This window comes from Haladaptatus sp. HS23, from assembly GCF_056892285.1.
The window spans coordinates 362,337-387,854 of sequence record NZ_JBXGLH010000004.1; the positions used below are offsets into that span (position 1 = coordinate 362,337).

At 61.9% G+C, this 25,518-nt stretch carries 25 protein-coding genes and 1 tRNA gene; 16 read left to right on the top strand and 10 right to left on the bottom strand.

Going from position 1 to position 25,518, the window contains the following annotated elements; translation table 11 throughout:
* Nucleotides 1–185: 185 nt before the first annotated feature.
* Complete coding sequence (locus AC1XDK_RS14705; RefSeq protein ID WP_483350636.1) at nt 186–1,040, bottom strand: cytochrome c oxidase subunit 3; 855 nt, start codon at nt 1,038–1,040, stop codon at nt 186–188.
* Nucleotides 1,041–1,495: 455 nt separating this feature from the next.
* Here AC1XDK_RS14705 and rpl7ae point away from each other — a divergent pair, with 455 nt between their 5' ends.
* Genes rpl7ae through ndk form a run of 4 tightly spaced genes read left to right on the top strand, consistent with a single transcriptional unit; the run spans nt 1,496 to nt 2,743 of the window.
* Nucleotides 1,496–1,858 (top strand): 50S ribosomal protein L7Ae, encoded by a 363-nt coding sequence (gene rpl7ae / locus AC1XDK_RS14710; protein ID WP_231183708.1) that lies wholly within the window; start codon nt 1,496–1,498, stop codon nt 1,856–1,858.
* A gap of 11 nt (nt 1,859–1,869) precedes the next feature.
* Nucleotides 1,870–2,097 carry a 30S ribosomal protein S28e gene (locus AC1XDK_RS14715; RefSeq protein WP_231183709.1) on the top strand — a complete coding sequence of 76 codons (228 nt, stop codon included), beginning with the start codon at nt 1,870–1,872 and terminating at the stop codon, nt 2,095–2,097.
* Entirely contained in the window at nt 2,097–2,288 is a 192-nt protein-coding gene (locus AC1XDK_RS14720) for a 50S ribosomal protein L24e (protein ID WP_395282320.1), read from the top strand. Before AC1XDK_RS14715 ends, AC1XDK_RS14720 begins: the two co-directional genes overlap by 1 nt.
* Nucleotides 2,285–2,743, top strand: coding sequence for a nucleoside-diphosphate kinase (ndk, locus tag AC1XDK_RS14725; protein ID WP_483350637.1), 459 nt, complete (start codon nt 2,285–2,287; stop codon nt 2,741–2,743). The genes AC1XDK_RS14720 and ndk overlap by 4 nt, the downstream gene beginning before the upstream one ends.
* A gap of 59 nt (nt 2,744–2,802) precedes the next feature.
* Here the strand turns inward: ndk and AC1XDK_RS14730 are convergent, their stop codons facing one another.
* The gene (locus AC1XDK_RS14730) at nt 2,803–3,501 is read right to left on the bottom strand and encodes a ZIP family metal transporter (protein WP_483350638.1); all 699 of its coding nucleotides are present in this window, start codon (nt 3,499–3,501) and stop codon (nt 2,803–2,805) included.
* A 314-nt stretch (nt 3,502–3,815) separates the two neighbouring features.
* On the opposite strand from AC1XDK_RS14730, the gene AC1XDK_RS14735 reads away from it, so the two are divergent.
* From AC1XDK_RS14735 to AC1XDK_RS14750, 4 genes are all read left to right on the top strand, one after another.
* Entirely contained in the window at nt 3,816–5,219 is a 1,404-nt protein-coding gene (locus AC1XDK_RS14735; protein ID WP_483350639.1) for a selenium-binding protein SBP56-related protein, read from the top strand.
* Entirely contained in the window at nt 5,216–5,545 is a 330-nt protein-coding gene (locus AC1XDK_RS14740) for a 2Fe-2S iron-sulfur cluster-binding protein (RefSeq protein ID WP_483350640.1), read from the top strand. Before AC1XDK_RS14735 ends, AC1XDK_RS14740 begins: the two co-directional genes overlap by 4 nt.
* A gap of 383 nt (nt 5,546–5,928) precedes the next feature.
* Nucleotides 5,929–8,304: a penicillin acylase family protein gene (locus AC1XDK_RS14745; protein WP_483350641.1), complete on the top strand. Its 2,376-nt coding sequence runs from the start codon at nt 5,929–5,931 to the stop codon at nt 8,302–8,304.
* On the top strand, nt 8,301–8,630 hold the full coding sequence (locus tag AC1XDK_RS14750) for a hypothetical protein (protein WP_483350642.1): 330 nt from the start codon (nt 8,301–8,303) through the stop codon (nt 8,628–8,630). Before AC1XDK_RS14745 ends, AC1XDK_RS14750 begins: the two co-directional genes overlap by 4 nt.
* 12 nt (nt 8,631–8,642) lie before the next feature.
* Here AC1XDK_RS14750 and AC1XDK_RS14755 read toward each other — a convergent pair whose 3' ends face one another.
* The 5 genes from AC1XDK_RS14755 to AC1XDK_RS14775 form a co-directional block, all read right to left on the bottom strand.
* Nucleotides 8,643–9,245 (bottom strand): class I SAM-dependent methyltransferase, encoded by a 603-nt coding sequence (locus AC1XDK_RS14755; RefSeq protein WP_483350643.1) that lies wholly within the window; start codon nt 9,243–9,245, stop codon nt 8,643–8,645.
* Between the two features lie 118 nt (nt 9,246–9,363).
* Nucleotides 9,364–9,434 (bottom strand) — tRNA-Gly (locus AC1XDK_RS14760).
* A 116-nt stretch (nt 9,435–9,550) separates the two neighbouring features.
* Nucleotides 9,551–10,192 carry a class I SAM-dependent methyltransferase gene (locus AC1XDK_RS14765; RefSeq protein WP_483350644.1) on the bottom strand — a complete coding sequence of 214 codons (642 nt, stop codon included), beginning with the start codon at nt 10,190–10,192 and terminating at the stop codon, nt 9,551–9,553.
* A gap of 31 nt (nt 10,193–10,223) precedes the next feature.
* Nucleotides 10,224–12,323, bottom strand: coding sequence for a type II secretion system F family protein (locus AC1XDK_RS14770; RefSeq protein ID WP_483350645.1), 2,100 nt, complete (start codon nt 12,321–12,323; stop codon nt 10,224–10,226).
* Nucleotides 12,323–13,957, bottom strand: coding sequence for a type II/IV secretion system ATPase subunit (locus tag AC1XDK_RS14775; protein WP_483350646.1), 1,635 nt, complete (start codon nt 13,955–13,957; stop codon nt 12,323–12,325). Before AC1XDK_RS14775 ends, AC1XDK_RS14770 begins: the two co-directional genes overlap by 1 nt.
* A gap of 237 nt (nt 13,958–14,194) precedes the next feature.
* Between AC1XDK_RS14775 and AC1XDK_RS14780 the strand changes: the two genes are divergently transcribed.
* Complete coding sequence (locus AC1XDK_RS14780) at nt 14,195–14,668, top strand: DUF5793 family protein (RefSeq protein ID WP_483350647.1); 474 nt, start codon at nt 14,195–14,197, stop codon at nt 14,666–14,668.
* A 24-nt stretch (nt 14,669–14,692) separates the two neighbouring features.
* Here the strand turns inward: AC1XDK_RS14780 and AC1XDK_RS14785 are convergent, their stop codons facing one another.
* On the bottom strand, nt 14,693–14,824 hold the full coding sequence (locus tag AC1XDK_RS14785) for a hypothetical protein (protein ID WP_483350649.1): 132 nt from the start codon (nt 14,822–14,824) through the stop codon (nt 14,693–14,695).
* Between the two features lie 88 nt (nt 14,825–14,912).
* Between AC1XDK_RS14785 and AC1XDK_RS14790 the strand changes: the two genes are divergently transcribed.
* From AC1XDK_RS14790 to AC1XDK_RS14810, 5 genes are all read left to right on the top strand, one after another.
* Entirely contained in the window at nt 14,913–16,274 is a 1,362-nt protein-coding gene (locus AC1XDK_RS14790; RefSeq protein ID WP_483350650.1) for a phosphohexomutase domain-containing protein, read from the top strand.
* Between the two features lie 88 nt (nt 16,275–16,362).
* Nucleotides 16,363–17,550 carry a BMP family lipoprotein gene (locus AC1XDK_RS14795; RefSeq protein WP_483350652.1) on the top strand — a complete coding sequence of 396 codons (1,188 nt, stop codon included), beginning with the start codon at nt 16,363–16,365 and terminating at the stop codon, nt 17,548–17,550.
* Nucleotides 17,551–17,598: 48 nt separating this feature from the next.
* Nucleotides 17,599–19,146, top strand: a complete 1,548-nt coding sequence (locus AC1XDK_RS14800) for an ABC transporter ATP-binding protein (RefSeq protein ID WP_483350654.1) — start codon at nt 17,599–17,601, stop codon at nt 19,144–19,146.
* Entirely contained in the window at nt 19,143–20,456 is a 1,314-nt protein-coding gene (locus AC1XDK_RS14805; protein ID WP_483350656.1) for an ABC transporter permease, read from the top strand. Before AC1XDK_RS14800 ends, AC1XDK_RS14805 begins: the two co-directional genes overlap by 4 nt.
* Nucleotides 20,449–21,501: an ABC transporter permease gene (locus AC1XDK_RS14810; protein WP_483350658.1), complete on the top strand. Its 1,053-nt coding sequence runs from the start codon at nt 20,449–20,451 to the stop codon at nt 21,499–21,501. The genes AC1XDK_RS14805 and AC1XDK_RS14810 overlap by 8 nt, the downstream gene beginning before the upstream one ends.
* Here AC1XDK_RS14810 and AC1XDK_RS14815 read toward each other — a convergent pair.
* On the bottom strand, nt 21,480–21,668 hold the full coding sequence (locus tag AC1XDK_RS14815) for a hypothetical protein (RefSeq protein ID WP_483350659.1): 189 nt from the start codon (nt 21,666–21,668) through the stop codon (nt 21,480–21,482). The two genes, AC1XDK_RS14810 and AC1XDK_RS14815, sit on opposite strands and share 22 nt — an antisense overlap.
* An 85-nt stretch (nt 21,669–21,753) precedes the next feature.
* Between AC1XDK_RS14815 and cdd the strand changes: the two genes are divergently transcribed.
* Entirely contained in the window at nt 21,754–22,140 is a 387-nt protein-coding gene (gene cdd / locus AC1XDK_RS14820; RefSeq protein WP_483350660.1) for a cytidine deaminase, read from the top strand.
* Between the two features lie 70 nt (nt 22,141–22,210).
* On the top strand, nt 22,211–23,029 hold the full coding sequence (locus AC1XDK_RS14825) for a nucleoside phosphorylase (RefSeq protein WP_483350661.1): 819 nt from the start codon (nt 22,211–22,213) through the stop codon (nt 23,027–23,029).
* Here AC1XDK_RS14825 and AC1XDK_RS14830 read toward each other — a convergent pair.
* Nucleotides 23,026–25,299 (bottom strand): DUF2298 domain-containing protein, encoded by a 2,274-nt coding sequence (locus tag AC1XDK_RS14830; protein WP_483350662.1) that lies wholly within the window; start codon nt 25,297–25,299, stop codon nt 23,026–23,028. The genes AC1XDK_RS14825 and AC1XDK_RS14830 overlap by 4 nt on opposite strands.
* Between the last annotated feature and the right edge of the window lie 219 nt (nt 25,300–25,518).

Sequence of the window (25,518 nt, forward strand, 5' to 3'; positions counted from 1 at the left end):
CGTCCTTGGTCGGTCCGTCGCATGGATGTTTCTCTTCGAATGGACAAAAGTCAGGAGTCGGGCGAGGTGGGGTCACGTGATGGCGTCAACCCGATCGCATTTAGTGCGGGGACCTCGCCATCTAAACAAACGCGTGCGTTCCGTATATGGTTTTTGGCCGTGACAACAATTGTCATGGTTGTGGATTACCCGGAAAGCGTGGACCCGACGTACAGCGCCACGACGAGGAAAATCCAGACGGCGTCCACGAAGTGCCAGTACATCGTGACGGTGGTGACGGACGTATCGCGTTCCGACGAGAACTGTCCGTACGCCGCCCGAACGAACAGAACGCTCATGAGGACGATACCGAGCGTCACGTGAAGTCCGTGTAGCCCGGTCAAACCGAAGAAAGCGCTTCCGAAGACGCCCGACGTGATGGTGAACCCCTCGTGCGTGATGAACAGGTTGTACTCGTAAATCTGGCCGCCGAGGAAGACGAGCGCCAGTAGGATAGTCAGGCCGAGGAAGACGATGAACCGTTCCCGGTTTCCACGGAGAAGCGACATGTGCGAGTAATGGAGCGTGAAACTGCTCGAAATCAGGATGAGCGTGTTGATGAGGACGAGGGAACTCATCACGTCGGGAATCGCCTGTCCTGCCGGTGGCCACGTCCCGACACGGATGAAGAAGTAATAGACGAACCCCGCGCCGAACGTCGCCACTTCGGTTCCGAGAAACAGCGTCATCGCCCATCGAAGCTTCGTCTGTCCGTGTCCCTCCTCGTGCCAGTAGTGATCCACGAATCCGTGGTACAACCACCCGTAGAGTCCGACGAGGAAGACCGCCGTTCCGAGGGCGAAGAGAATCGGGCTGGCGATCTGGGGGACGTAGCTATTTCCACCGTGACTCAACACGTACAGTCCCGCACCGACGTACAGTCCGACGATGCCCATCGCGGAGACGAAGGGCCACCACGACGCTTCACCGAACCCCTTCGGCCAATCGTCGGGTGCCGGAAGGTGATGGTCCTGTTCTTCCGTCGCGGTCTCGGTACTCATATTCGCCCCCCATCCATGGACGGACGTACGTGCCGAAGCCACAAAACGGGTGTTCGGATTCGTCGGAAACGTTTCGGACGGGATTTTGTCTCCCCTTCCGATAAATTGAAACCCTTTTGTCATTCGCTCCATCGGAAGCGGTATGCCAGACCCAGTTTTCTCTCTCGGGTGCCTCCGTGAACGCATGTTTTTCGGGGGACGTATCACGACACGCTGTTCTACGGACTCCTCCGCGACGAATAGGAACCCGAGTTCGACTCGCATCAATAATCGGTCGAAATCGGGGGACAGGAGCGTGTGCGCAACCGTACCACCCCGTCGATGATTTGAAAGCGTTTTTATGGGGGCATACTCTACTGGAGGGTACAACCTACGCGGGGTTGATGATGCTCCTAGCCGCACAGGACTCATCCGGCAGGGGAGCCTGAGCCAGCGCGTAGGGAGGTGAACAACCTATGCCAGTATACGTCAACTACGACGTCCCAGCCGACTTGCAGGACCGAGCGCTCGACGCGCTCGAAGTCGCACGGGACACAGGAAGTGTAAAGAAAGGAACGAACGAGACGACCAAGGCTGTCGAGCGCGGCAACGCCGACCTCATCTACGTTGCGGAAGACGTCCAGCCCGAGGAAATCGTCATGCACCTGCCCGAACTCGCCGACGAGAAGGGAATCTCCTTCATCTTCGTCGAGACGCAGGACGATGTCGGTCACGCGGCCGGACTCGAAGTCGGCAGTGCTGCCGCCGCCATCGTTGACGCTGGCGAAGCCAGCGACGACGTGGATGACATCGCCTCGAAGGTCGAGGAACTTCGGTGAGGTGGTAGACGATGAGTGCTGAAGAGACCGGAAACGAGGACTCCACCTCCGCCGAAGTCATCGAAATCGTCGGTAAAACGGGGATGCACGGCGAGGCCATGCAGGTCAAATGCCGCATCCGCGAAGGCGGCAATCAAGGGCGAATCATCACTCGCAACTGTCTCGGACCCGTCCGAGAAGGCGACGTGCTCCAGTTGCGAGAGACCGCACGCGAGGCAGACTCCATCGGAGGACAATAATGCCACAGACGCGAGAGTGTGATTACTGCGGAAGCGACATCGAACCCGGCACGGGAACGATGTTCGTCCGCGTAGACGGAACGACCATCCACTACTGCTCGGCGAAGTGCGAGAAGAACGCCGACCTCGGTCGCGAACCGCGCGACCTCGAATGGACCGAGCAAGGCCAAGCAGAGAGTGGTAACGAATGAGCGAACGGACCTTCGTGATGGTCAAGCCCGACGGCGTTCAGCGCGGCCTCATCGGGGAAATCGTCTCCCGATTCGAGGACCGCGGTCTGAAGATGGTCGGCGGCAAGTTCATGCAGATCAGCGAGGAACTCGCCCACGACCACTACGGTGAACACGAGGGCAAGCCGTTCTTCGACGGCCTCGTCGAGTTCATCACCTCCGGACCAGTCTTTGCGATGGTCTGGGAAGGGCAAGACGCGACACGACAGGTTCGCCGCATGATGGGCGAAACCGACCCAGCCGAATCCGCCCCGGGCACCATCCGTGGCGACTTCGGTCTCGACCTCAGCCGAAACGTGATTCACGGTTCGGACCACGAGGACGAGGGCGCGAACGAGCGCGAAATCGACCTGTTCTTCGACGAGGACGAACTGGTCGACTACGAGGCGGTCGACGCCGAGTGGCTGTACGAATAAGCCACTGACGCGTTGTGATATTTTTCGGACTCGACGACGGAGAGCGACGCGACCGGCTTCTAGGACGTCAGAACGAACGTGAGGAGGAACCCGGCAGCGGTCGCCAACGCGACGAGCGGTCCACCCTCGTCGAACGCTTCGGGCATTACGGTCGCGGCCAGCGACGCGAGAACTGCACCGCCGGCGAAGGCTCGGACCGTGGCGAGCAGTCTGTCCTCGAATCCGGCCGAAACGATGCTACCGATAACGACCGCGGCAGTCAACAACCCGGCGACGAGCAGCCAGAGGCCGATGATTTCCCGCTTCGAGTAGTTCTGCCTGCGCATGTCGGTCGCGCCGTTGAGCGACTCGGGGAGGTTCGAGGCGAAGATAGCGACCAGCAGGGTAAGATAGTGAACGTGTCCGGCCCCGCCGATGGTGACGCCGAGGGCGGTGTTCTCGGGGACGCCGTCGAGGGTGACTCCGGCGAGCAACGCGAACCCCGATTGGCTCGAGGCGTAGTGATCTATCAGGATGTCAGCACCGACGAAGACCGCCGCACCGGCCATCAGTCCGCCGCCGGCGTACCACGGGCCTCCCATCTCGAACGCCTCCTGAAACAGGTCGAAGGCCAAGGCGGTGATGAGCGCTCCGCTGGAAAACGCCAGCGCGGCCGCGACGATGTCGTCCGGCGGCGTCCAAAATGCGCCGAGGGAACTACCGATCACCAACGCGCTAGAAGCCAGCACGCCGACGACGAGCGATGTCGGGAACAGCACGTCTCGTAGTTCTCGATCGAACCTGTTAGCGATTTTGGCCTTTCGTGCGGTTCTCACCGACGTTCGAGCGGTTACAAAGCGTATTTTTGTGCGAAAACGACGCTGTATGGGACCCTGTATCACGTGCGTCGAGGACCTTATCGTAGTCGTGAAAAGTGACACAAAAGTGAGTAATTGGCGTGACTGTCTGGGAACGTTCGGGATGTGGTGCGATTCTCGGTGTGAGCATACGCAGTATAACTGCTCCTTTGGGGCAATATTTGCCGCAAAGCCCTTCGTCACGACGACCGCTACCGAAGGTCATCGGGGGAACCATGAGCGATACCGAATCATCCGAAAGCGGAGCGCACGAACACCATGAACACCACCACGACGTGGAGGGGCCGGGCTACGCCACGCCGCAGGCCGCCATCGAGGAGGCCGAGCGCGAGGAGATTGCCTACGTGCCGTCGCTGTACGTCGGGACCGACGTGGACGCGCCCGACTTCCTGTCGGTCGTGGACGTGAATCCCGACTCCGACACGTACACCGAGGTCATCGACCGAGTGGAGATGCCGAACAAGGGCGACGAACTACACCACTTCGGGTGGAACGCCTGTTCTTCGTCCTGTCACGTCGAGGGGTTGGAACGACGCCACCTCGTGGTTCCGGGCCAGCGCTCCTCACGACTGCACATCATCGACACGAAAAACCGCGAGAACCCGGAAATCGTCAAGGTCATCGAACCCGAGGAGGTGTACGAGTACGACCTCTCGGCACCGCACACCGTCCACTGCATCCCCGACGGGGAAATCCTCATCTCGATGCTGGGTGACAAGGACGGCGACCTGCCGGGCGGCTTCCTCGAACTGAACGACGACTTCGAAATCGAGGGGCGGTGGGACCCGCCGGGCGAAATCGAAATGAACTACGACTTCTGGTATCAGCCACGCCACAACGTGATGGTCTCCTCGGAGTGGGCCGCGCCGAAGACCTACTATCCAGGCTTCGATTTGGAGGACGTGGAGGCGGGTAAGTACGGCCACAAACTCCACTTCTGGGACTGGCAGGAACGGCAACTCCAGCAGACCATCGACCTCGGCGAGGAGGGTATGATTCCGCTGGAAGTCAGGTTCCTGCACAGCCCCGAGGCGGTCCACGGCTACGTCGGCGCGGCGCTCTCGTCCAACATCTTCCACTTCTACGAGCGTGAAAAGGAGTGGTTCGCGGAGAAGGTCATCGACATCGAACCGCGAGAACACGAGGACTGGGACATGCCCGTGCCGGGACTCATCACCGACCTCGTGGTGTCGATGGACGACCGCTACCTGTTCTTCTCGAACTGGCTTCACGGCGACGTGCGGATGTACGACGTGAGCGACCCGGCGAACCCGCGCCTCGCTGACCAACTCTGGGCAGGCGGGTTGTACGGCCCGCGCCATCCCACCGGCGAGGACGACAGACCGGTCGTCGCCGGGCCACAGATGCTCCAACTCAGCATCGACGGCGAACGCCTGTACTGGACCACCTCGCTGTTCTCCACGTGGGACAACCAGTTCTATCCGGAGGAAGCGGAAAAGGGGTCCGTGATGCTCAAAGCCGACGTTGACCCGCGAAAGGGGACGATGACGCTGGACGAGGACTTCCTCGTGGACTTCGGCGAGATGCCGAACGGTCCCGCTCGGGCACACGAAATCCGGTGGCCGGACGGCGACTGCACGAGCGACGTGTGGCAGTGAGGCGAGAGAACGCACATCGCGTCGAACTCCAGTGGCGCGACGGCGGGACGGAAACGATCCACGCGACCGACACCGAATCGGTGCTGGAGGCGGCCGAACGCGAGAACGTCGGCCTTCCCTTCGGTTGTCGAACGGGCACGTGTGCGACCTGCACCGGTCGCCTGCTGTCCGGCGACGTCGAACACGAACGCAAGCCACGGGCGTTGAAACCGGATTCGTTGGCGGACGGCTACGTCCTGCTGTGTATCGCCTGCCCGCGAACCGACTGCCGAATCGAGGTCGGAACCGCGGTTCAGACCGACCTCACGTCGAACCCGTGGAAATAAGCGAGGCACGGGACTGTAGTGATTAGCCGTGTCGTATTCAGTTTTTGACACAGTGCGTTCACTCGCTACGACGTGCTGCTGGTTTTGCTGAAGTCGAATCTACCGAGCAAAGCTCTGCAATTTCACCGCTCGCATCCGAGGTTTCGCAGAAACCTCGCTGGCCTCGGGTCTATTGATGCACGCGCCGAGGTGGTTGGTTCGGGCGCGAGCGTTTGGGCTTCGGGGAACAGAACAATTTCGGGGAACAGAACAATTGCTGTCGTGGGGGAAGTGGGGAACGTTCGATGCTCGCTTACGGCGATTGCAACGGAATCAACCCACTATCAGTTGGCAATTGGAGAATGGGCGATGGCATTTATATCTGCGAAGTCACACGTCCCGATATGGACGACGACATCACGCGACGGGCGCTCGTCGGCGCGATAATCGGGGGAACCGCCGTCGGCGGGTCCCTCTCGCCCGTTCGGAGCTATCTCCGGCGGTTCGCTCCCCTGAGCGGGTCGGCGTGGGCGGGTGCGACGGACGACGTGAACGGGTCCGTCGAGAGCGACTACGGGTCGGCGAAACTCCGCTACGATGGGGACGGCGTGCCGAACATCACGGCCGAAACCGAGGCGGCGCTCTACTTTGCGGTCGGCTACGCACAAGCCCGAGACCGGTTGTTCCAACTCGATTTGCAGCGTCGATTGATGCGCGGACGGGTGGCGGCCGTCGTCGGTGAATTAGCGGCCGACTCCGACGAATTTCACGTGCAGATGGATTTCGCCGGGGCGGCGGAGGCGACGTGGAAGCACGTCGCCGATGCGGACCCGGATGCCGCGGAACTCGTCCGGGCCTTTTCGGCGGGCGTGAACGCTCACATCGAGAACGAACCGCTCCCGTTGGAGTTCGGCCTCTTGGAGTACGAACCCGCGCGGTGGACCCCGGAAGACACGATGCTGATGGAAAAACAGATTTCGTGGACGCTGACGGGGAGCTTTCTGACCCTCCGTCGCGCGAAGGTCGCCTCCGTACTCGGCCCGGAAGCCGCGACGGACCTCTATCCCGAGCGACTCGACCACGATTCTCCGGTCATCCGAGGAAAGGACGAGGGAAAAACGAGCGAAGGAACGACGGCAAACGCCGTATCCCGACGAAACGAAATAACCGACTCCGAAGTCGTCGGAACGACGTTGCTCGATTGGCTCGGGGGGTTCGAACGCGACCACGGAATCGGGTCGAACAGTTGGCTCGTTTCGGGGAAACACACGAAAAGCGAGAAGCCCATCGTGTCGAACGACCCGCACCTATCCCTGATGGCCCCGCCGGTTTGGTACGAAATGAACCTCTCACAGGGCGACATGAACGTCCGCGGGGTCACGTTTCCGGGCGTCCCGTTCGTCGTCATCGGCGAGAACCACGCCGGAGCGTGGGGGTTCACGAACGCCGGTGCGGACGTCATCGACTTCTACCGGTACGAAATCGACGGCAGGCGGTATCGCTATAAGGGGGATCGGCGCGAGTTCGAGGTCGAAGAGCGGGAAATCGAGGTCTCCGACGGCAAGAACAGGACGACGACGGTACGGAAGACGGTCCACGGGCCGGTACTCGAACGCGAAGGATATCGGGTCGGCGTCGCGTGGACGGGACACACGGCGACGGAGTCCACGATTGCGATTCGCGAGTACGCCACGAGCGACGGGGTGGAGGACTTCCGCGCCGCGACGAAGCGCTTCGACGAACCGACGCAGAACCTCGTCTACGCGGACCGGGACGGCAACACGCTCTACTACGTCACCGGGAAGATTCCCCGTCGGATGGTGGACGGCGAGGAGGTCCGCGGCAACCGGATTTTCGACGGTTCCGCAGGCGAGGCCGAGTGGGAGGGATTCGAACCCTTCGGCGTCTCGACGTGGGAGGGGTTCGTCCGGTTCGACGAGAAACCACACGTCACCGACCCGGACGTGATAGCCACCGCAAACCAGCGAATCACGGACGACCCGTACCTCTCCGAGGGGTACGCCAGTCCGTATCGCGGCGAGCGAATCTACGAACTGCTGGACGAGGCGACGAGCGACGGCGACGTGGACGTGAAAACGATGGAGCGGATACAGGACGACACGCTGGACAAACGGGCGGAAGCGCTGGTTCCAACCCTCCTCGATGCGGCACGAGGGAAAGACGGCCTCGAATCGGCGGTCAAAACCCTCTCCGACTGGGATTACCGGATGGAACGCGATTCAGAGGCCGCACTGCTGTTCGTTCACTGGTTCGACGCCTACCGCGAAGCGGTCCTCGCCGACTCGTTCGATGAGGCCGGGTTGAGCGAGGAGTACTATCCCCGCGATTGGGTACTTGCACACCTCGAAGGAGAGCACTGGTTCGGAAGCGGGGGACGGGGGGCGACGATGGTCCGCGCCCTCCGCACAGCATGGAAGCGAGTCGAAGAAGGAGACGACGAGACCTACGGCGACTACAACACGACGGAAGCCATCACCCACCCGTTCGACCAGTCGTTTTTGAACTATCCCGTCCTCGCCACGGACGGGTCGAGCCACACCGTGAACAACTATCGGAAGGATTCGGCGGTCGGCAGCAGTTGGCGGATGATCTGTCCGATGGGAGGTGACTCACAGGCCATCATCCCGGGCGGCAACTCGGGAGACTACTTCTCCGACCACTACCACGACCAACTCCGGCGGTGGGCGAACACGGAGTACAAGCCGATGTCGCACGAGATTCGCGGCGACGTCGCCGTCGAGTTCGGAGGTAACGGATGAGCCGACTCGACGAATTTCGGACGAATCCGGCCTACCGTCTACTCGCCGTCGTCGTCGGGGCAGCCATCGGCCTCGCCCTCGCGTGGACTCACTGGGTCGGTCTGTTAGTCGGCGGCGTGCTGGTCAGTCTCCCCGCACTGACCCCGAAACGCGGCGTCCTCGCCGGATTCGGGTTCGGTGTCCTCTCCCTGCTCGTCTTTTCCGGCCTCCTCGCGCTCCACGGGTCGCTCTCCCCCGCCCTCGGTATGGGCCGGATAACCGCCCTCACCGTGGTGATTCCGTTAGTCTTCGGAACCGTCGGCGGACTGGCGCGAATGGTGGCGTAGAGAACCTCGCGTTCAAGCCCGAGCCAGCAGTTGCACCCACGAATCGGTCGGGTCCGTATCGACCGATTCGACCGTGAAATCCGCGTTCTCAACCATCGTCCGTAACTCATCCGGTCGATAGAGCGTGAACCGCCGTCCGTCTTCGTCATACACGTCGCCGCTCATCTGGCCGTCCCCCTGTTTGACCGAGAGCAGACACACCCCGTCGGGTTCGAGTACCCGGTGAAACGCCGCCAGCGTGTCGGGAGCGTCTTTGCGCGGAACATGGAGAAACGACGCACAGACCCACAACCCGTCGAACTCTCCCGATTCGAACGCGAGGCGGCGCATGTCCATCCGTGCGAACGCCGCCTCCGGGGCGACATCCCGAGCCGCCCGGAGAAAGTTCGGCGTGAGGTCGATACCGACCACTTCGTGACCGTGCTCCGAGAACGTCGCCGACTCCCACCCCGGTCCACAGCCGACGTCCGCGATGCGGGCGTTCGCTCCTGCCGTCCCCTCGACGGCTGACAGAAATCGCTCGACCAACGGCTCGACGCCCGTTCGGTCGGCGTGCAGTTCTCGATACTCCTCGGCTACGGACTGGTAGGTCGCAATCGTTTCGGGGTCCGTCATCGCTCAGTTCGGTCGACGTAATGCACCGGTTTAGTTATCACTGCTAGACGGGGTGAAAAATCAGTTGCCACTCCAAAATCGGTCGGAAACCGGTCTCTCGGGAAGTAGCGCTCGAAAATGCACCGGACGGGATTTGAACCCGTGCCATGAGCTTGGAAGGCTCAGGTCCTGCCACTAGACCACCGGTGCGTACTCTCACTCCGTTCCGAGTACGCACCGAGGCTCACAAATCCTTCGGATTTGCTCACCACCGGTGCGTTCGAATACGAGTGTATCCCTGAATTGTGCCCCCCGGCTTAAGGGTGTTACTGTTTTCGCCCACGGACGACGGCGTAACAGTTCCCGCTGGAGATGGACACGTCGTCGCAGACGAGGGCACTCTCGTTGAGGTCCGAACGGAACTCCCCGGGCGAGTAGATGTGGTAGAATCGCGGGACCGTTTCTCCGTCCGGAAGCGTCCAATCGACGGTCGTATCGAAGGCCTCCTCGCGGTCGAACTTGTCGTGGGCCGTACTCCACGCACTGACCAGCGCGGTTCCGTCGGGAGAGAGTACACGGGCGAGTTCGTCCAAGCTGGCAATGCGGGCCTGCCATGTGGGGAGGTGGTGCAGCGTTGCGACGTACACTCCGAGGTCGATGCTGTCCGTGGCGAGCGGAATCCGGGCCGCGTCACACTGCACTAAATCGAGGTCGAATCCGCGTTCCGTCGCCCGTTCGCGGGCCTCGGTGAGAAGTCCCGCGCTCACGTCCGCACCGACGACCCGGTCGGCGTGACCGGTCAGCAGTTCGGCGTGTCTACCGTTGGCACAGCCGAGGTCGAGAGCCGTGGTGCCCGACCGGCCGTCGAGGAACGATTCGACCTCGGGCCACGCGTACTCCCGCGTCTTGGCGAAGTGCCCCGCGATGCGGTCGTAGGTCTCCCGGACATCGTGACTCGTCGGTTTCACACTCGAACTCTCGCGCCGGGGGGTAAATCTCCTACGGGTGAATCGTGTACTCGATGAGCAGGAAGACGACGTAGGCGATGGCGAGCATGACAGTCGCATGTTTCGCACCGTCGCGGAGCCTCCCCTCGCCCATCTTCCCTGCAACGAATCCGGAGACGACGGCTTGGACGAGTGCGGTGTGGGAGAAGACGACGGTGTAGGCCCGGATATCCACCGCGGCGATGTTTCCGAGGCCGCCGACGCCGACCGGTCCACCCGCTCCGTTTCCGGTGGGAAGGTCTTGGAGTGCGGGAACGAGGATGGAAGCGAGCGCCCCGATGATGACGAGGAAGACGAAAAACGAGAGGTAGATGATGACGAGGTAGGTCATCATCTCGTCCTCGCGTTGGCGTTGGAGGCGTCGCGACTCCTGTGCGTCGTCGGCCGCGATTCGGAGGACGCGCCCGATGTCGCCGCTCGCGTGCATCGCGTTCGTCACGAGCGAGACGACCCGCGTGACGGTCGGCGTATCGATTCTGTCCTCGAAGCGCCGGAGCGCGGTCGCGGTGTCGGTTCCCCACTCGATGTCGCGCGACATCCGCTCCAACTCGGGGTTCAACGCGCCGAGGTCGCTGGTCGTCACCCGTCGGAAGCTTTCGATGACCGTCATTCCCGCCTCGTTGATGCTGGCGAGGCGGTCGAGCATGTCCGGAACGGCCTTCTCTATCGCCTTGAGCCGACGGCGGCGAAGCTCTCTGACGACGGCGTACGTTCCCAACACGAACAACATCGCTTGGACTACCACGTCGTCTGCGGACGTGAGCGTCGGTGTTCCCGCCGCGAGGTCGGGGAGGAGACGAACCGCGATGGAGAGCAGCGCGAGCGGAACCGTCACGTAAAGCAGGGTGTCCGGGTTCTCTCGCACGGTTCGAAACGGTTCCGTGAGTGCGGTTCGAACGCCCTCAAACTGGTCGTAGGCGTCTAATCTCTCCGCGTTCGAGAGTGTTGTTCCACCGTCGCTCACCGTCCGTCCGGCGTCCGGATCCTGGACCCGGCGAACCGCCGGAAGGGTGACTTCGGGAACGACCCGCGACCCACGGCTGATGCGAAGCGACTCCGTGATGCTATCGAGATAGACGGCGAAGCCGACGTTTCCGAGCGGAACGAGGAGATAGGTCATCAAGTAGAGGAACGAAAGCGTGTCGGCGATACCCATCAGTCCCATGATGACGAGAATCGTGATGAGCAGGAGGGGACCGACGACGAACAACGAGACGTACCCCTCGGCGAGAACGGAGAGGAGTTCGAGGAACGCCTCCTGCTCTGCCTTCGCGTCCCGCTGGTAGCGTTCGTACTGCTCGCTCAGATACTCCGGAAGGCTCTGGCCGCTCTGGAGGACGCTCGCCAAGTTCTCGCCGAAATCCTCGAATTGCTCGCTCGGCGACTGCCGCGACATCTGTTTGATGGCGGTCAGCACGTCGAGACCGAACAGGTCCATGGCTTTGACGCCGACCGCGATTTCCTCGGCCGCTTCGCCGTACACGTCGCGGTTTCGCGCTAGCGTTCGCATTATGGCCGGCATTCCCATGCCGCTCCGGGAGAGCGCGTAGATGAACGCGACGGTTCGCGAGAGACCGCTGTCTATCTTTCGGGCACGTTCGTTTCCGCGATAGGAGGGAAGCTCCCAACGAAGCCAGTACGTCAACAGTCCGCCGAGGAGGCCGACCGTCCCGCTGCTGAACAACAGGAGGAAGAACAGTCGGCCGACGGTGAGTGAGGGAACGGCGACGAGGCCGGCGAGAAATCCCACTTGCGTCGGAAGGGTTGCACGGAGCCTCTCGGGCGAGACGGAGAGGGCGGACAGGGCCAACCCTGCGACGTAGACGCCGATGATGCTCCCCGAAATCGCGGTGAGCGTGGCGTACACCCACGTCTTCGACGCGTACAGGCGGTACGTCTCGCCGACGTGTGCCGCTCGTAAGGTCTCCTCGCGGCGCTTCCGTCGCCGTCCGCTCTCGCTCACGTACGACCCGAACGTCTGCAGGGAAGCCCGAGTGACGGTTCGGTTCGCTGCCGTGCTGAGCGGCGAGAGGGTGACGGGAACGAGGAGGAGAAGGGCGAGAACGAGAGGGAGGAAGTTCAGCAGCCCCATCAGTCGAACTCCGCGACGGTCGATTCGATGGTTCGTCGGACGTTCGCAACGACGGTCTCCGAGTCGGCGTAATACTCGTTTATCATCGCGGTAAACCGGCGATAGTCGGAGATACCGTTCTCACGGAGATACTGCAGGACGAGTTTCCGGTCGCGGAGTTCGGTGAGGAGTTCGGACTGTGACCACCTGTGGTCGCGTCGAATCTCGTCCAGCACGTCGCTGTCCCGCCGTCGGAACGCGTCGTCGCTGGCGTCCCACGAAAACGCGGTCGTGTAGTCCAAATCACCGGTACGCTGGTCGATGCCGTTGATTTCGGCGAGCGTCTGGTTGCGGCGCAGGCGCTCCTCGCCGACGTACGTCAGCGACTGAATCGAGAGGATGTCCAGCGACTGTATCATCGCACGCGGAACGTTGATGGGTTCGTTTTCGAGGCGGTTGATGACCGTCTGCACCGAATCCGCGTGCATCGTGGAGTAGGTGGTGTGGCCGGTGTTCATCGCCTGAAAGAGCGTCATGGCTTCCTCGCCACGGACTTCACCGACGACGATGTATTCGGGGCGGTGGCGCAGGGCGGACCGGAGCAGGTCGTACATCGTGATGTCGGTCCCCGCGTCCAACCGGTCGCGGGTCACGGACGACAGCCAGTTGTCGTGATACAGCGTCAACTCCCGCGTGTCCTCGATGGTGAGTACCTTCGAGCGCGGGGGGATGAACATCGAGATCGCGTTCATCGACGTCGTCTTGCCGGACGCCGTCCCCCCCGCGAAGATGAGCGACTTGTTGTTCTCGATGGCGAGCCAGAGGTAGGCCATCTGGTCGAGCGAGAAGGTGCCGTAGTTCATCAAATCAACCGGGGTGAACGGCTCCTCGGCGTATTTTCGGATGGTAAACGCCGACCCGCGTGGCGTCACTTCCTCGCCGAGGGCGAGTTCCGCACGACTGCCGTCCGGCAGGGTCGCCTCGACGACCGGTTCGCCGACGCTGACGTGCTGGCCGGACTGTTGGGCAAGGCGAACCACGAGGCTGTCGAGTTCCGCTTCGGGGTAGACGACGCTCGTCTCGATGTCGTTGTATCCGTCGTGGTAGACGAAGATGGGGAGGTCGTAGCCGTCACAGGAGATGTCCTCGATGCGGGGGTCGTTGATGAGCGGGTCGAGTTTGCCGAAGCCGCGAAACGACCGAAAGAGGTAGTAAAACAGGCGGTAGAAGGTCGTGGCGTCCACCTCGATGCCGTACACTTCGAGAAGTTCGCGCAGTTCACCGCGAAGAACCGTTTCTGCCGTCTCGTTCACCATCTCGCGGCGGTAGATGAGCGACTCGCGCAGGTCCGAGAACAGTCGCTCCAACAGTTCGACCTCGAACTCGTCTAATTCGGGTTCGACGACGTGATACAGATGCTCGTTCGCCTCCGGGTCGTAGTTGATGGAGACGAACGCGAACGGTGCGTTCACCCAGTATCGGTCCACCTCCTCGTATCCCGGCACCCCGGTGAACGTGATGAGCGACCCGTGGACTGACGGGTCGTACTCTCCGACGGAAATCGTCGAGCCCTGAAGCATCTCGGCGGTGCGTCGAATCGTCCGCCGCCACTCGCGCACGCGAACTGTCAGCTCGTCCAACTCTAACCCCGACATGTTTGTTCTCTGCCCCTCGCGTAGGGGTTCCGATATCGGTCCCCGTCCGACCCGACCCCGCACGCGAGAGAGCGTGTTCGTCCCGCTCATTGGAGCGCGGATACTTAAATCAATGGCTGGATACTTTCACTAACGATAGGTATCAGGAGACAGGAACGGGTGCTCCTGAAGAGCCCATCCGATTTCGAAATATGGCGTTACGTTCATGAGACGCGAGAACGTAGGTTCGCGTACGGAATGAGGCGCGATTATTTCACACTGAACGTCGAAAACATCGATTGGGTCGAAGCGGACGGGACACCCCGCAAGCCCACGGTAATCATCGATTTCGAGGGACCGTCGGGAACGCTCCGCGAGCGACTTACCGGTCCATCAGACGAACTTCTCGATGCGAGCGAAACGGACGTTACCTTTCGGCTACAGGCCAATTTAGACGACCCTACCGCGACGGGCGTCGTGAGCGTGACGAATCGAACGACGGGTGATTTCATCCTCGAACTCAACGAGGACGCGGACGACGTGCTTCGATTCATCCGGGCGGCGCGTGCGTACGGCGACGAAACGGACGAATCGAACGGTCGCTATCACGTCGATATCGCCATCAACGGCGACCACGTGGTCGAGTACGACAAGCGTACGTTTCTCGTCTACAACAGCGAGGGAAACCTGTTGCGCCAACACAGTCTCATCCCGAGCGGCGTCGAACTGTAGTTCCCACCACCCCTTTTCGCGCCTTCAGAACCACGGAGCCATGACGCCGGTCATCACCGCGACGATGTAGATTCCCGCGATTGCTGCAAGCAGGACGATGAGTCCGATGAGATAGTCGAACAACCCGTTCGGCGTCGTGAGTTTTGGCATGTTCATGTCAACCGCTACGACCTTGGTCGGCATATCGTTAATGGGAAAAACGGAATCGCGGGTACCTAAGTACCAGCGTGCGAACCCACCCCGTATGAAATTGTTCGGAACTGCGGGTATCCGTGGTGACGTCGTCGAGCGAGTGACGCCCGAACTCGCTCTCGCCGTCGGACGGGCCGCGGGACGACAGGCAGCGGAGTTCGTCGTCGCCCGCGACGGACGCGAAACGGGGGCGGCGCTCGCCGCCGCGATGGAGGCCGGACTCGAAAGTTCGGGTGCGACGGTTCGTCGGGCGGGGCAACTCCCGACCCCGGCGCTCGCGTTCGCCTCACGGGACCGTCGTGGCGTCATGCTCACCGCGAGCCACAACCCATCGACCGACAACGGCATCAAACTGTTCGACGACGGGCAGGAGTACGACCGAACCGCGGAACGCGGCGTGGAAACCGGCGTCGAAGACGAACTCCCGCCGTTGCCGTGGGACGAGTGGGGCAAGAGCACCGACGAGGACGTTCTCGACGCCTATCGCAATGCCGTCATGGAGTACGCACGCGAGTACGGTGCGCCGCTGAACGGCGTCGGCGTCGCCGTCGATTGCGGAAACGGGATGGGGAGCGTGGCGACGCCGCAGGTACTTCGGGCGCTCGGCGCACAGGTCATCGCGCTCAACGCGAACGTCGATGGACACTTCCCCGGCCGGCCGAGCAAGCCGACGCCGGAGACGTTGACCGACCTGCGCTCGTTCGTCGCCGACGACGACTTCGAGTTCGGCCTCGCCCACGACGGCGACGCCGACCGAATCGTCGTGGTCAACGGGGACGGCGATGTCGTCCACGAAGACACTATCGTCGCCATCCTCGCGGAACACTACACGAGTGCGAGCGACGCCGAAGACCCTGTCGTGGTGACGACGCCGAACGCCTCGGCCCGAATCGACGAGCGCGTCCGGGCGGCCGGCGGCCGCGTCGAGCGGGTGCGTCTCGGCGCGCTTCACGAAGGCATTGCAACGGCGCTCGAAGACGGCGACGACGGCACCGAAGTCGTGTTCGCCGCCGAACCGTGGAAACACATCCACACCCAGTTCGGCGGCTGGATAGACGGCGTGGTGAGCGCGGCGGTCCTCTCCAGACTCATCGCCGACGCCGGCGGCGTGGAGGCGCTTCGGGCGGAAGTGACCGAACGACCGTACCGAAAGGTGAGCGTCGACTGTCCCGACGGGGCAAAAACCGAAACGATGGAACGCGTCGAGGCGGCGATTCCGGAGCAGTTCCCGGACGCCACCGTCGAGACGGAGTACGGCGTCCGTGCGGAACGACCCGACGGTTCGTGGGTACTCGTTCGGCCGAGCGGTACCGAACCCTACGTCAGAATCTACGCCGAGAGCGAGACGGTGGACGAACTCGTGGACGAGACGAAAACCGTCGTAACGGACGCCGTTTCGGCCGTCAAAAAATAACCAACAACGAACTTCTGTGGACTATTTTTCTCACTTTCAAGCGTGAAGCGACGCGTTTATCACAAATTACCCGTCTGATTACTCATAGATGACGAACATTGACAAACGGCGTCGAACATTGATGAAGACTGGCGGTGCGGTCGGTATTGCAGGTCTTGCTGGATGTATCAGCAGTCCAAGTGACAGCGGAAACGACGGCGGGGACGGCAGTGGGGATGGCTCCGGCGACGAAACCCAGAACACGTCATCCGAGGAGACGGACGACGGTAGCTCCGGCGAGGGCGAAGAGACGACGAACGTCGGGATGGTCTACGCGACCGGTGGCCTCGGCGACAACTCGTTCAACGATATGGCCCACATGGGCATCGAACAGGCGAAAAAGGAGTTCAACGTCCAGTACCAGAACGCGGAGCCCGACTCCGCGACGGACGTGGAGAGCCTCCAGCGGCAGTTCGCCCAGTCCAGCAGCCCAAACTACGACCTGATCTGCTGTATCGGCTACGTCCAGACGAACTCCCTCATCAAGAACGCCGGCCAGTTCCCCGACCAGAACTTCATGCTCGTGGACAGCGTGGCGGAGAAGGAAAGCGGCGACCTCGTTTCCAACGTCGCGAACTACGTCTTCAAGGAGCAACAGGGTTCGTTCCTCGTCGGCCATCTCGCCGGACAGCTGACCCAGATGGACTTCAGCGCGGGTAAAAGCTCCACGAAGACCGACAAGAAGACCGTCGGCTTCGTCGGTGGCATGGAAGTGCCGCTCATCAAGAAGTTCGAGGCAGGCTACAAGGCCGGTATCGCACACGCGAGCGAGGACATCGAGGTCAAAACCGCGTACGCCGGAACGTACAGCGACCCCGTCAAAGGGAAGGAAGCGGCGATTTCGATGTACGACGACGGCGCGGACATCGTATACCACGCGGCGGGTGGCACCGGTACCGGTGTGTTCAAGGCCGCGAACCAGAAGGGTCGGTTCGCCATCGGTGTGGACAGCGACCAGTCCAAAGCGAAGGGGACGGCGAAGTTCAGCAACGTCATCCTCGCCAGCATGGTGAAGAAGGTGAACGAGGCGGTGTACCGCTCCACGGAGAACGTCATCGACGGCAACTTCAAGGGCGGCTCGGTCAACACCCTCGGCTTGGAGCAAGGCGGCATCGAAGCGGTGTACGGTGCCGACCTCGGCTCGAAGATACCGGACGACGTGAAATCGAAGGTCGAAGAATCGAAGAAGGCAATCGTCAGCGGCGACATCGAAGTGCCGACCAAACCCCAGCAGTAAGCGCAAACCCGCGCGCTTAAACAAGTAGGGCGGAAATCCAGATTTAGAATGAGCCGGGCGGTACATCTCGACGGCATTACGAAACGATTCCCGGGTGTCGTCGCAAACGACAACGTCGATCTGACGATAGAACCGGGGTCGATTCACGCACTTTTAGGGGAGAACGGGGCCGGAAAGACGACGCTGATGAACGTCCTCTACGGTTTGTACGAGCCGACGGAGGGACAAGTCGTCGTCGACGGCCACCCGTGTGAGTTCGACTCGCCACGCGACGCCATCGAGAACGGTATCGGCATGATTCACCAACACTTCATGCTGGTCGATACCCTCTCGATTGCCGAAAACATCGTTCTCGGAAACGAACCCAGAAAGTGGGGTGGATTGGCGATGGACAGTGACCGCGCCGTACGCGAGGTGCGAGAACTAAGCGACCAGTACGGGTTCGACGTGGACCCCAACGCGCTCGTCGAAGACGTGAGCGTCGGCGTTCAACAGCGCGTCGAAATCCTGAAAGCCCTGTACCGGGGCGCGGACGTCCTCATATTGGACGAACCGACCGCGGTGCTGACGCCACAGGAAATCGAGGACCTCCTCTCGGTTCTCGACGAACTCACGGCGCAGGGAAAGAGCATCATCTTCATCACGCACAAACTCGGCGAGGCCATGGAGGCCGCAGACCAGATCACCGTCCTTCGGGACGGGAAGAACGTCGGGTCGGTCGATACCGACGGGACGACTCGTGAAGAACTCGCGGAACTCATGGTCGGCCGCGAAGTGTTGCTCGAAACCGAAACGGAACCGGCAGACCCGGGCGACGTGATGCTCAACGTCTCCGGGCTTCGAGTCACCGACGAACGCGGCGTCGAACAGGTGTCCGGGGTCGATGTCGTCGCACGAGAGGGCGAAGTGTTCGGCATCGCGGGCGTCGACGGAAACGGACAATCCGAACTCATCGAATCCATCACCGGTCTCACCTCGCCCGACGAGGGGTCGATTTCGTTCAGCGGGACCGACGTGACGAAACTCTCCCGTCGTGAGCGAATCGACGCCGGAATGTCCTACATCCCCGAAGACCGCCAGGTCCGGGGATTGGTCATGGAGTTCGACCTCGTGGAGAACGGCCTCCTCGGAAGCCAGCATTCGGAACCGTACGCGAAAGACGGGAGAATCGACTGGGAGGGCACACGGACCCACGCCGAGGAGATAATCGAGGAGTACGACGTTCGCCCACCGGACGCGGATGCATCCGCGGAGTCGCTCTCCGGCGGAAACCAACAGAAGTTCATCGTCGGTCGGGAGTTCGCGCGCGACCCGTCCCTCGTCGTCGCCGCTCACCCGACCCGCGGTGTGGACGTCGGCAGCATCGAATTCATTCACGACCGACTGCTCGATTTGCGGGCCGAGGGAAAAGCCATCGTCCTCATTTCCTCGAAACTCGACGAAGTGCAACAGCTCTCGGACCGACTCGCAGTCATGTACGAAGGTGAAATCATGGACGTCGTCGACCCGGACAGTGTGACAGAAGAGGAACTCGGCCTGCTGATGGCGGGCGAGTATCCGGAGGAAACGGAGAGTCCGAGAGGTGAGGCGCAGTGAGTTCGTGGCGAGACCAAGCGGAACGAGGTTTGGCCCGACTCGTCGAAGCGTCGGCGGTGGAACGGGTACTCATCAGTATCGCGGCACTCGTCATGTCGATATTCGTCGGCGGGTTCGTCATCCTCATCTCCGGGTGGGTCGCGACGTGTTCCGACCCGTTCCTCGCACGGCAAGTGCTCATCACGATTCCGGGTACCGGTGGCTGGGGCGTTCAGTTCCCGATTCCGGGGTCGTTCTGTTACAACCCGATTCAAGTGTACAAGTACCTCTTCGTCGGGTCGTTCGCAAACCCACAGACGTCCACCCTGCTGCCGCCGGACTTCGTCCTCGACAAGTTCAGCCTCGCGGTGACGCTTCGGCAGACGAGCATGCTCCTCTTCGCGGGACTGGCCGCCGCGGTCGCGTTCCGCGCAGGCATGTTCAACATCGGGACGCAGGGACAACTCGTGCTCGGCGCGCTCGGTTCGGCGCTATCGGTGCTGTGGGTCGCTCCCTACGTACCGGGCGGACTCGTCGGCAGCCTCGTTCTCATTCCGCTCGGGTTGGTCGTCGGTGCGCTCGTTGGCGGTGCATACGGCGCGATTCCAGGGGCGATGAAGGCGTATGCGGACGCGAATGAGGTCATCACGACCATCATGCTCAACTTCATCGCGACGGGCGTCGCGTTCGTCCTGGTCTCCGAGTACTTCAAGAATCCCGCGAGCCAGACCGTCGAGACTCCCCCCGTCCCGGGTGCCGCGGTGCTTTCGCCCATCGTATTCCCGAGTCAGGCGTCGTTCTCGATACTCGTCCTCATCGGCGCGCTCGCCCTCGCGGCCGGAATCTATCTCCTCCTGCACCGAACCTCGTTCGGATACGACCTCAGGACGAGCGGGATTCAACCGGAAGCCGCCGAATACGGTGGCGTGGACGCGAAGCGAACGATGGTGTCGAGCATGGCGCTCTCCGGTGCCATCGCCGGTATCGGCGGGACCGTCTACGTCCTCATGATCCTCGGCCGCTGGCAACAGGGCGTCCCGTCCTACGGGTTCGACGGCATCACGGTAACGATTCTCGCGGGCAACAACCCGCTCGGCGTCCCGTTGGCCGCGCTGCTGTTCGGCATGCTCAAAAGCGGAAGCCTCGCCATCGACTTCGCGCTCGGTGTTCCAAAGCAACTCGTCGGCGTTCTACGCGGACTTATTATCCTCTTCGTCGCAATGCCGGAGTTCTTCCGCATGATCGGTAAACGGGTGACGACGCCGGAATCGAGGGGTGCCGTCGCCGCGGACGGTGGCTCCCGAATCGAGGGGGGTGAAGGGGATGAGTAAACGCCTCCGAATCGCCGGAATTTCCGTCGCTATCGCGGCGGTACTCGCCGCTCTCGGTCTCGCGTTCCCGAACAGCGCGCTCGGGAAAATCGTCGGGACCATCAACGCGAGTTACGTGAGTGCCGCACTCAGATTTACGGTTCCGATCGGCTTCGCCGCGCTCGGCGGAATATTCGCCGAGAAGAGCGGCGTCATCAACATCGGGCTCGAAGGCCACCTCATCATCTCGGCGTTCACCGGCGTCGCGGTTGCAGACGCGCTGGCCGGATCCGGAAGCGCGACACAGACGACCCTTTGGTTCGGATTCTTCGCGGCGGTGCTTGCAAGTGCGCTCCTCGCGCTCCTGTTCGCCATCGTCTGTATCGAGTTCAAGGCCGATCAGATCATCGCCGGACTCGCCGTTTGGCTCATTGCACTGGGACTCGCGCCGTTCGCCAGCAAGATTCTCTGGGGCGGCATCAACAGTCCGAGCGTCGGAACGCTCTCGAACTGGCGTATTCCGCTTCTCGCGAAGATACCCGTCGTCGGCCCGATTCTGTTCGACGCGAATCCGACGGTATACATGCTCCTCGTCGCCGTGCCGTTGACGTGGTTCGTGCTGAACGAGACGGCGTTCGGCCGCTGGGTGAAAGCCAGCGGGGAGAACCCGATGGCACTCGATACGGTCGGCGTCGACGTTCATCGCGTTCGCTATGCGAGCGTGCTTCTCTCCGGTATTCTCGCCGGAATCGGTGGCGCTGGACTGTCCCTCGGACAGGCGGGCCTGTTCAACGGCAGCGGCACGACGATGGTCGACGGTCGCGGATGGATCGGAATCACCGCCTACCTGTTCGGGAACTACAACCCGCTCGGGGCGTTCGGCGCGTCGTTCCTCTTCGCCAGCCTCGATGCGCTTCAGTTGCGACTCCAACAGGTCGGCTTCAGCGTTCCCAACGAACTCATCGGCATCATCCCGTACGTGACGGTCATCATCGTGCTGGTGTTCGTCGGGCACACTCGAACTCCGGACGCCGCGGGCGAACCTTACGACTCCGGCGAGGAGTAAGGGGGCGGCCGGTCGTTCGGTGCGACCGATTTTTGCGGCGGTTCGCTTCGGACGTGTTTCGACTCTCGTTTCCTGCCGGTCGTGGTCGGGCGCTCTCGCGATGAGACGAGTTCGAGTGTCGCGCCGAGCAGAGCGCAAACGAGGGATTCGAGGAGGTGACGAACCACGACGGGGTTGGCCCCGGTTTGCTATAAAAAGACTCTCCTCGGTCAGTGTCGGTTGTTATTTGACCCGCGAAATCCCACCTTCGCTATGGACGAACTCGTCGAGCAGGCACGCGAGATACAGGACCGCGCGCACGTTCCGTACTCCGACTATCCGGTCGGTGCGGCACTCCGGACGGCGGACGGAACCGTGTACGTCGGTTGTAACATCGAGAACGCGAACTTCAGCAACTCGCTCCACGCCGAAGAAGTCGCCATCGCGGAGGCGATAAAGTCGGGGCATCGAGAGTTCGACCGTCTCGCGGTCAGTTCCCAACGTCGCGACGGCGTGACGCCGTGCGGGATGTGTAGACAGACGCTCGCGGAGTTCTGTGACGACGATTTGGTGGTCGTGTGCGACCACGGCGACGACGTGACCGAGTACACGCTCGGCGAGTTGCTTCCGGATACGATAACCGAGGAGATGCTGGACTGAACGGCAGCGAGCGGAAATTCACCGTCCCGAACGCGAAGCACCTATTTTTGCGGCGGCAAACGTGAGTGGTATGGAAGACAGCGAAGACCCGAACGCGGACGTACAGTATCACATCGAAGTGGGTGAAGACGACGTCGCGAACGCCGTTCTCCTGCCGGGGAACCCGGAGCGAGTCGAGAAGATAACGCAGTTCTGGGATTCCGCGGATGAAAAGGCGTTCCACCGCGAGTACCGAACCGTGACGGGGGACTACGACGGCACACCCATCAGCGTCACGTCGACCGGAATCGGTAGTCCATCGGCGGCCATCGCGGTGGAGGAACTGGCTCGAATCGGAGCGGACACGTTCATCCGCGTGGGGTCGTGCGGTGCGATTCAACCCGAGATGGACGTCGGCGACCTCGTCATCACGACCGGCGGCGTTAGACAAGAGGGAACGAGCGACGAGTACGTGCGCGAGGATTATCCGGCGGTTGCGGACTTCGAAGTCGTCTCGGCGCTGGTCGCTGCCGCCGAGCGATTGGACTACGACTATCATACGGGAATCACGATGAGCGCGGACAGTTTCTACGCGGGACAGGGTCGCCCCGGGTTCGAGGGCTTCCTCGCGGAAGGCGGCGAGGAGTTGGTCTCCCATCTGAAAGATGCGAACGTCAAGAACATCGAGATGGAGGCGAGCGCGATTCTGACGATCGCGAACGTCTACGGTCTCCGTGCGGGGGCAGTCTGTTCGGTGTACGCGAACCGCGAAACGGGCGAGTTCAGAACGGAAGGGGAACACCGCGCCGCGGAGACGGCGAGCCTCGCGGTGAAACTGTTGGCTCGAATGGACGAAGTGAAAGCGGAAGCAGGCGTCGACCGCTGGCATCCGGGTCTCTCGCTCGATTAATTCGCCACCGTCTCCGCCTCGATGACGGTCCGGTTGACGCGGTAAATCGAAACCGACCCCGAATGGTGGACGCGGTGGATACCGGGGAACTGTTCGAATCCCGTCCGACCGTATCTGTCTCGCTCCCGTGGACCGTAGTAGATGTACTGAACGTCGTATTTGTCGAGTCTGCTGGCACGGGTTTCCCACGCCGTATTCGGACTGAATATCACCTCTACGTCGTGTTTCCGTTCCAAGTAAGCGGTGTCCCCGCGGTAAATCCGCTCTTGATACCATCCGACGACAGTCGGGAGCCCCGTAAGCGAGGAGGCCGGGCTTCCCCAAGCGTAGGGGTCCCCGGGTGCGGAAACGATGTGCGGGCGCCCCTCCCTCGAACCGAGCCATTCGATTGCACCGGCTTCGTCGGAATGAACCGTCGAGACGAAGGCGAGTCCGTCGAGCGTCGGGTCGTCAGCACGGTGTATCGGGTTTTCGGAGCCGACGTGTTCGACGAACCCGAAGGCACCGTACACCGACGTCGACAACACGAGAAGGGCCGCAACGAGTGCGACTCCTCGTCGGAGTGATAGCGGGAGACGGGTGTGACGGTCGCTGGAGAGCGTCGGTATCGCCCCCGCGAGCAGTCGGGACAGCGCGACGCCACCGGCGACTCCCCAGAGAACCCACACCTGCATGTACACCTTGAACACCGTGTTGAATCGTCCGGAGATGGCGTTGTCTCGCACGTACGCGAACTCGACGAGGAGGACGAGGCCCGCACCCGCCACCAGCAACACCGTTTCGAAACCGAAGTCGGAGTCACGACGGAGCAACAGCCATCCGCCGACGAGGAAGGGCGCGACGAGTAACATGGCCACGATGCCGGTTTGCCAACTGATCGCCGCTAGCAGGAAGACGAGCACTCCTGCGGTCGTGAAGTCCTCCGTCTGCCAACGGGTGTTCGTCACGAGATACAGCGCGAACAGGCCGAGGAACGCCCCGTGAACGATGAGCAACTCGACGGCGCTGCTGTGGTCGGGGAGGAAACCGAGTCCACGCGTGCCCGCTGCCCCGAACAACACGTTGACCACGAACGGGGCCGCCCAGACGAAGGCGAGGCCACCGACGGCAGCGACGAGGAGGAGTGAAACCACGATTCGTCCGACTTCGTCGGCGGACGGCGACCCGTCAGTCATCGAAACGAGTCGTTCGCCACCCGGGACGAGCCTCGCCGGGTGCGTTTCCGCGAACACGAGCGAGAGCCAGACGACGCCGAGGGCGGTCGGAAAACTCCAGAAGCTGATGGTGCTAACGAAGGCGACGACAGGTGGGAGGACCCCGAAGACGAGGAGTCTCAGCCGCCGGGCGTCGGACTGATAGATCACGTAGCCGAGAGCCGCGACGAACAGCAGAAACGGCTGTCCCATCATGTGGGCATGAAGGTCGCCGTTCAGATACGCGAAGAAGGGGAACTCGTTTATCGTTCCGACCATCACGCGGCTGGCTTCCCAGTAGAAGAAATCCGCCGGGGCGAGCGGAATCGCGGACGGGTTCATCTCTAGCGGTTTCGCGATTGCGTCGAGCAGCCACCCCGGAAAGCCCCCCGCGAGCAAGCGCAACGGCGTAAACAGGTTCCCGGCGACACCGACCAAAAAGGCGGCACAGACGCCCGCGAGGCGTCGTGAACTTCCGTGCCGGTCGCCGATTGCACCCGCCAATCCGTAGGCAGTGGTGATGAGCATGCCATAGAACCCCGCGAGCGAGAGGTTGTAGCTGTATTGTGGTGGCGTGCCGGATAGTTTCGTCAGAATCGCTGCGATGAGATGGCCGCCGTAGTAGTACCGAACCGGCTCCCCCGCGAACCACATGTCCTCGGGCGGGAGCGCGGGTGCCCGCATGAGCGACTGTAACAGGCCGAAGTCGAGAAACTTCTCGCCGCCGGTCGCGACGATTCCCGGGTCTATCGCGCGGACGATGACGAGAAAACAGAACGCCGCCGTGAAAACGGTCATCGCTTCCGCGTATCCCTGTAGGTCGATTTCGAGATCGCGCCTCGTCAGCAGTATCGACAGGGAAGCGAGAAACAGGACCGCGACGAGAACCGTGATATTAGAGAAGGCAAACTGGCCCAACCAGTACGTCACGATGGTGACGACCGTAAGGCTCACCGGGAGGGCGAACGTCGCCCCGCGGTCAGGGAATCGTCGAAAGAGCGTCGTTGCGACCGGTAATCCCGCGATTGCAAGGAGATAGTAGAGGATTAGCCAGAAGCCAACGAGCAAGAACTCCATTTCTGAATCAGTCCGGGTACTACAGTGATATACTTCTTACGGTATTGTCTATAATTGGACATGAATCTCACGAGGTGGGGCCGCGATACAAAATCACATACGGCGACCGAATCACAACCCATAACTAGCCGACGACTGTAGGAACTGGTAGCGGGATGGGATAGCCAGGAGATTCCGGCGGGCTCATAACCCGCAGATCGGTAGTTCAAATCTACCTCC

What these genes read in the sequence shown, in the direction of transcription:
- AC1XDK_RS14830 (WP_483350662.1), bottom strand. Translation starts at nt 25,299, where the DNA reads ATGGAGTTCTTGCTCGTTGGCTTCTGGCTAATCCTCTACTATCTCCTT.
- AC1XDK_RS14775 (WP_483350646.1), bottom strand. Translation starts at nt 13,957, where the DNA reads ATGTCGGGGTTAGAGTTGGACGAGCTGACAGTTCGCGTGCGCGAGTGG.
- AC1XDK_RS14795 (WP_483350652.1), top strand. Translation starts at nt 16,363, where the DNA reads ATGACGAACATTGACAAACGGCGTCGAACATTGATGAAGACTGGCGGT.
- rpl7ae (WP_231183708.1), top strand. Translation starts at nt 1,496, where the DNA reads ATGCCAGTATACGTCAACTACGACGTCCCAGCCGACTTGCAGGACCGA.
- AC1XDK_RS14790 (WP_483350650.1), top strand. Translation starts at nt 14,913, where the DNA reads ATGAAATTGTTCGGAACTGCGGGTATCCGTGGTGACGTCGTCGAGCGA.
- AC1XDK_RS14735 (WP_483350639.1), top strand. Translation starts at nt 3,816, where the DNA reads ATGAGCGATACCGAATCATCCGAAAGCGGAGCGCACGAACACCATGAA.
- AC1XDK_RS14785 (WP_483350649.1), bottom strand. Translation starts at nt 14,824, where the DNA reads ATGAACATGCCAAAACTCACGACGCCGAACGGGTTGTTCGACTATCTC.
- AC1XDK_RS14755 (WP_483350643.1), bottom strand. Translation starts at nt 9,245, where the DNA reads ATGACGGACCCCGAAACGATTGCGACCTACCAGTCCGTAGCCGAGGAG.
- AC1XDK_RS14715 (WP_231183709.1), top strand. Translation starts at nt 1,870, where the DNA reads ATGAGTGCTGAAGAGACCGGAAACGAGGACTCCACCTCCGCCGAAGTC.
- AC1XDK_RS14720 (WP_395282320.1), top strand. Translation starts at nt 2,097, where the DNA reads ATGCCACAGACGCGAGAGTGTGATTACTGCGGAAGCGACATCGAACCC.
- cdd (WP_483350660.1), top strand. Translation starts at nt 21,754, where the DNA reads ATGGACGAACTCGTCGAGCAGGCACGCGAGATACAGGACCGCGCGCAC.
- AC1XDK_RS14770 (WP_483350645.1), bottom strand. Translation starts at nt 12,323, where the DNA reads ATGGGGCTGCTGAACTTCCTCCCTCTCGTTCTCGCCCTTCTCCTCCTC.
- ndk (WP_483350637.1), top strand. Translation starts at nt 2,285, where the DNA reads ATGAGCGAACGGACCTTCGTGATGGTCAAGCCCGACGGCGTTCAGCGC.
- AC1XDK_RS14800 (WP_483350654.1), top strand. Translation starts at nt 17,599, where the DNA reads ATGAGCCGGGCGGTACATCTCGACGGCATTACGAAACGATTCCCGGGT.
- AC1XDK_RS14810 (WP_483350658.1), top strand. Translation starts at nt 20,449, where the DNA reads ATGAGTAAACGCCTCCGAATCGCCGGAATTTCCGTCGCTATCGCGGCG.
- AC1XDK_RS14780 (WP_483350647.1), top strand. Translation starts at nt 14,195, where the DNA reads ATGAGGCGCGATTATTTCACACTGAACGTCGAAAACATCGATTGGGTC.
- AC1XDK_RS14750 (WP_483350642.1), top strand. Translation starts at nt 8,301, where the DNA reads ATGAGCCGACTCGACGAATTTCGGACGAATCCGGCCTACCGTCTACTC.
- AC1XDK_RS14705 (WP_483350636.1), bottom strand. Translation starts at nt 1,040, where the DNA reads ATGAGTACCGAGACCGCGACGGAAGAACAGGACCATCACCTTCCGGCA.
- AC1XDK_RS14745 (WP_483350641.1), top strand. Translation starts at nt 5,929, where the DNA reads ATGGACGACGACATCACGCGACGGGCGCTCGTCGGCGCGATAATCGGG.
- AC1XDK_RS14825 (WP_483350661.1), top strand. Translation starts at nt 22,211, where the DNA reads ATGGAAGACAGCGAAGACCCGAACGCGGACGTACAGTATCACATCGAA.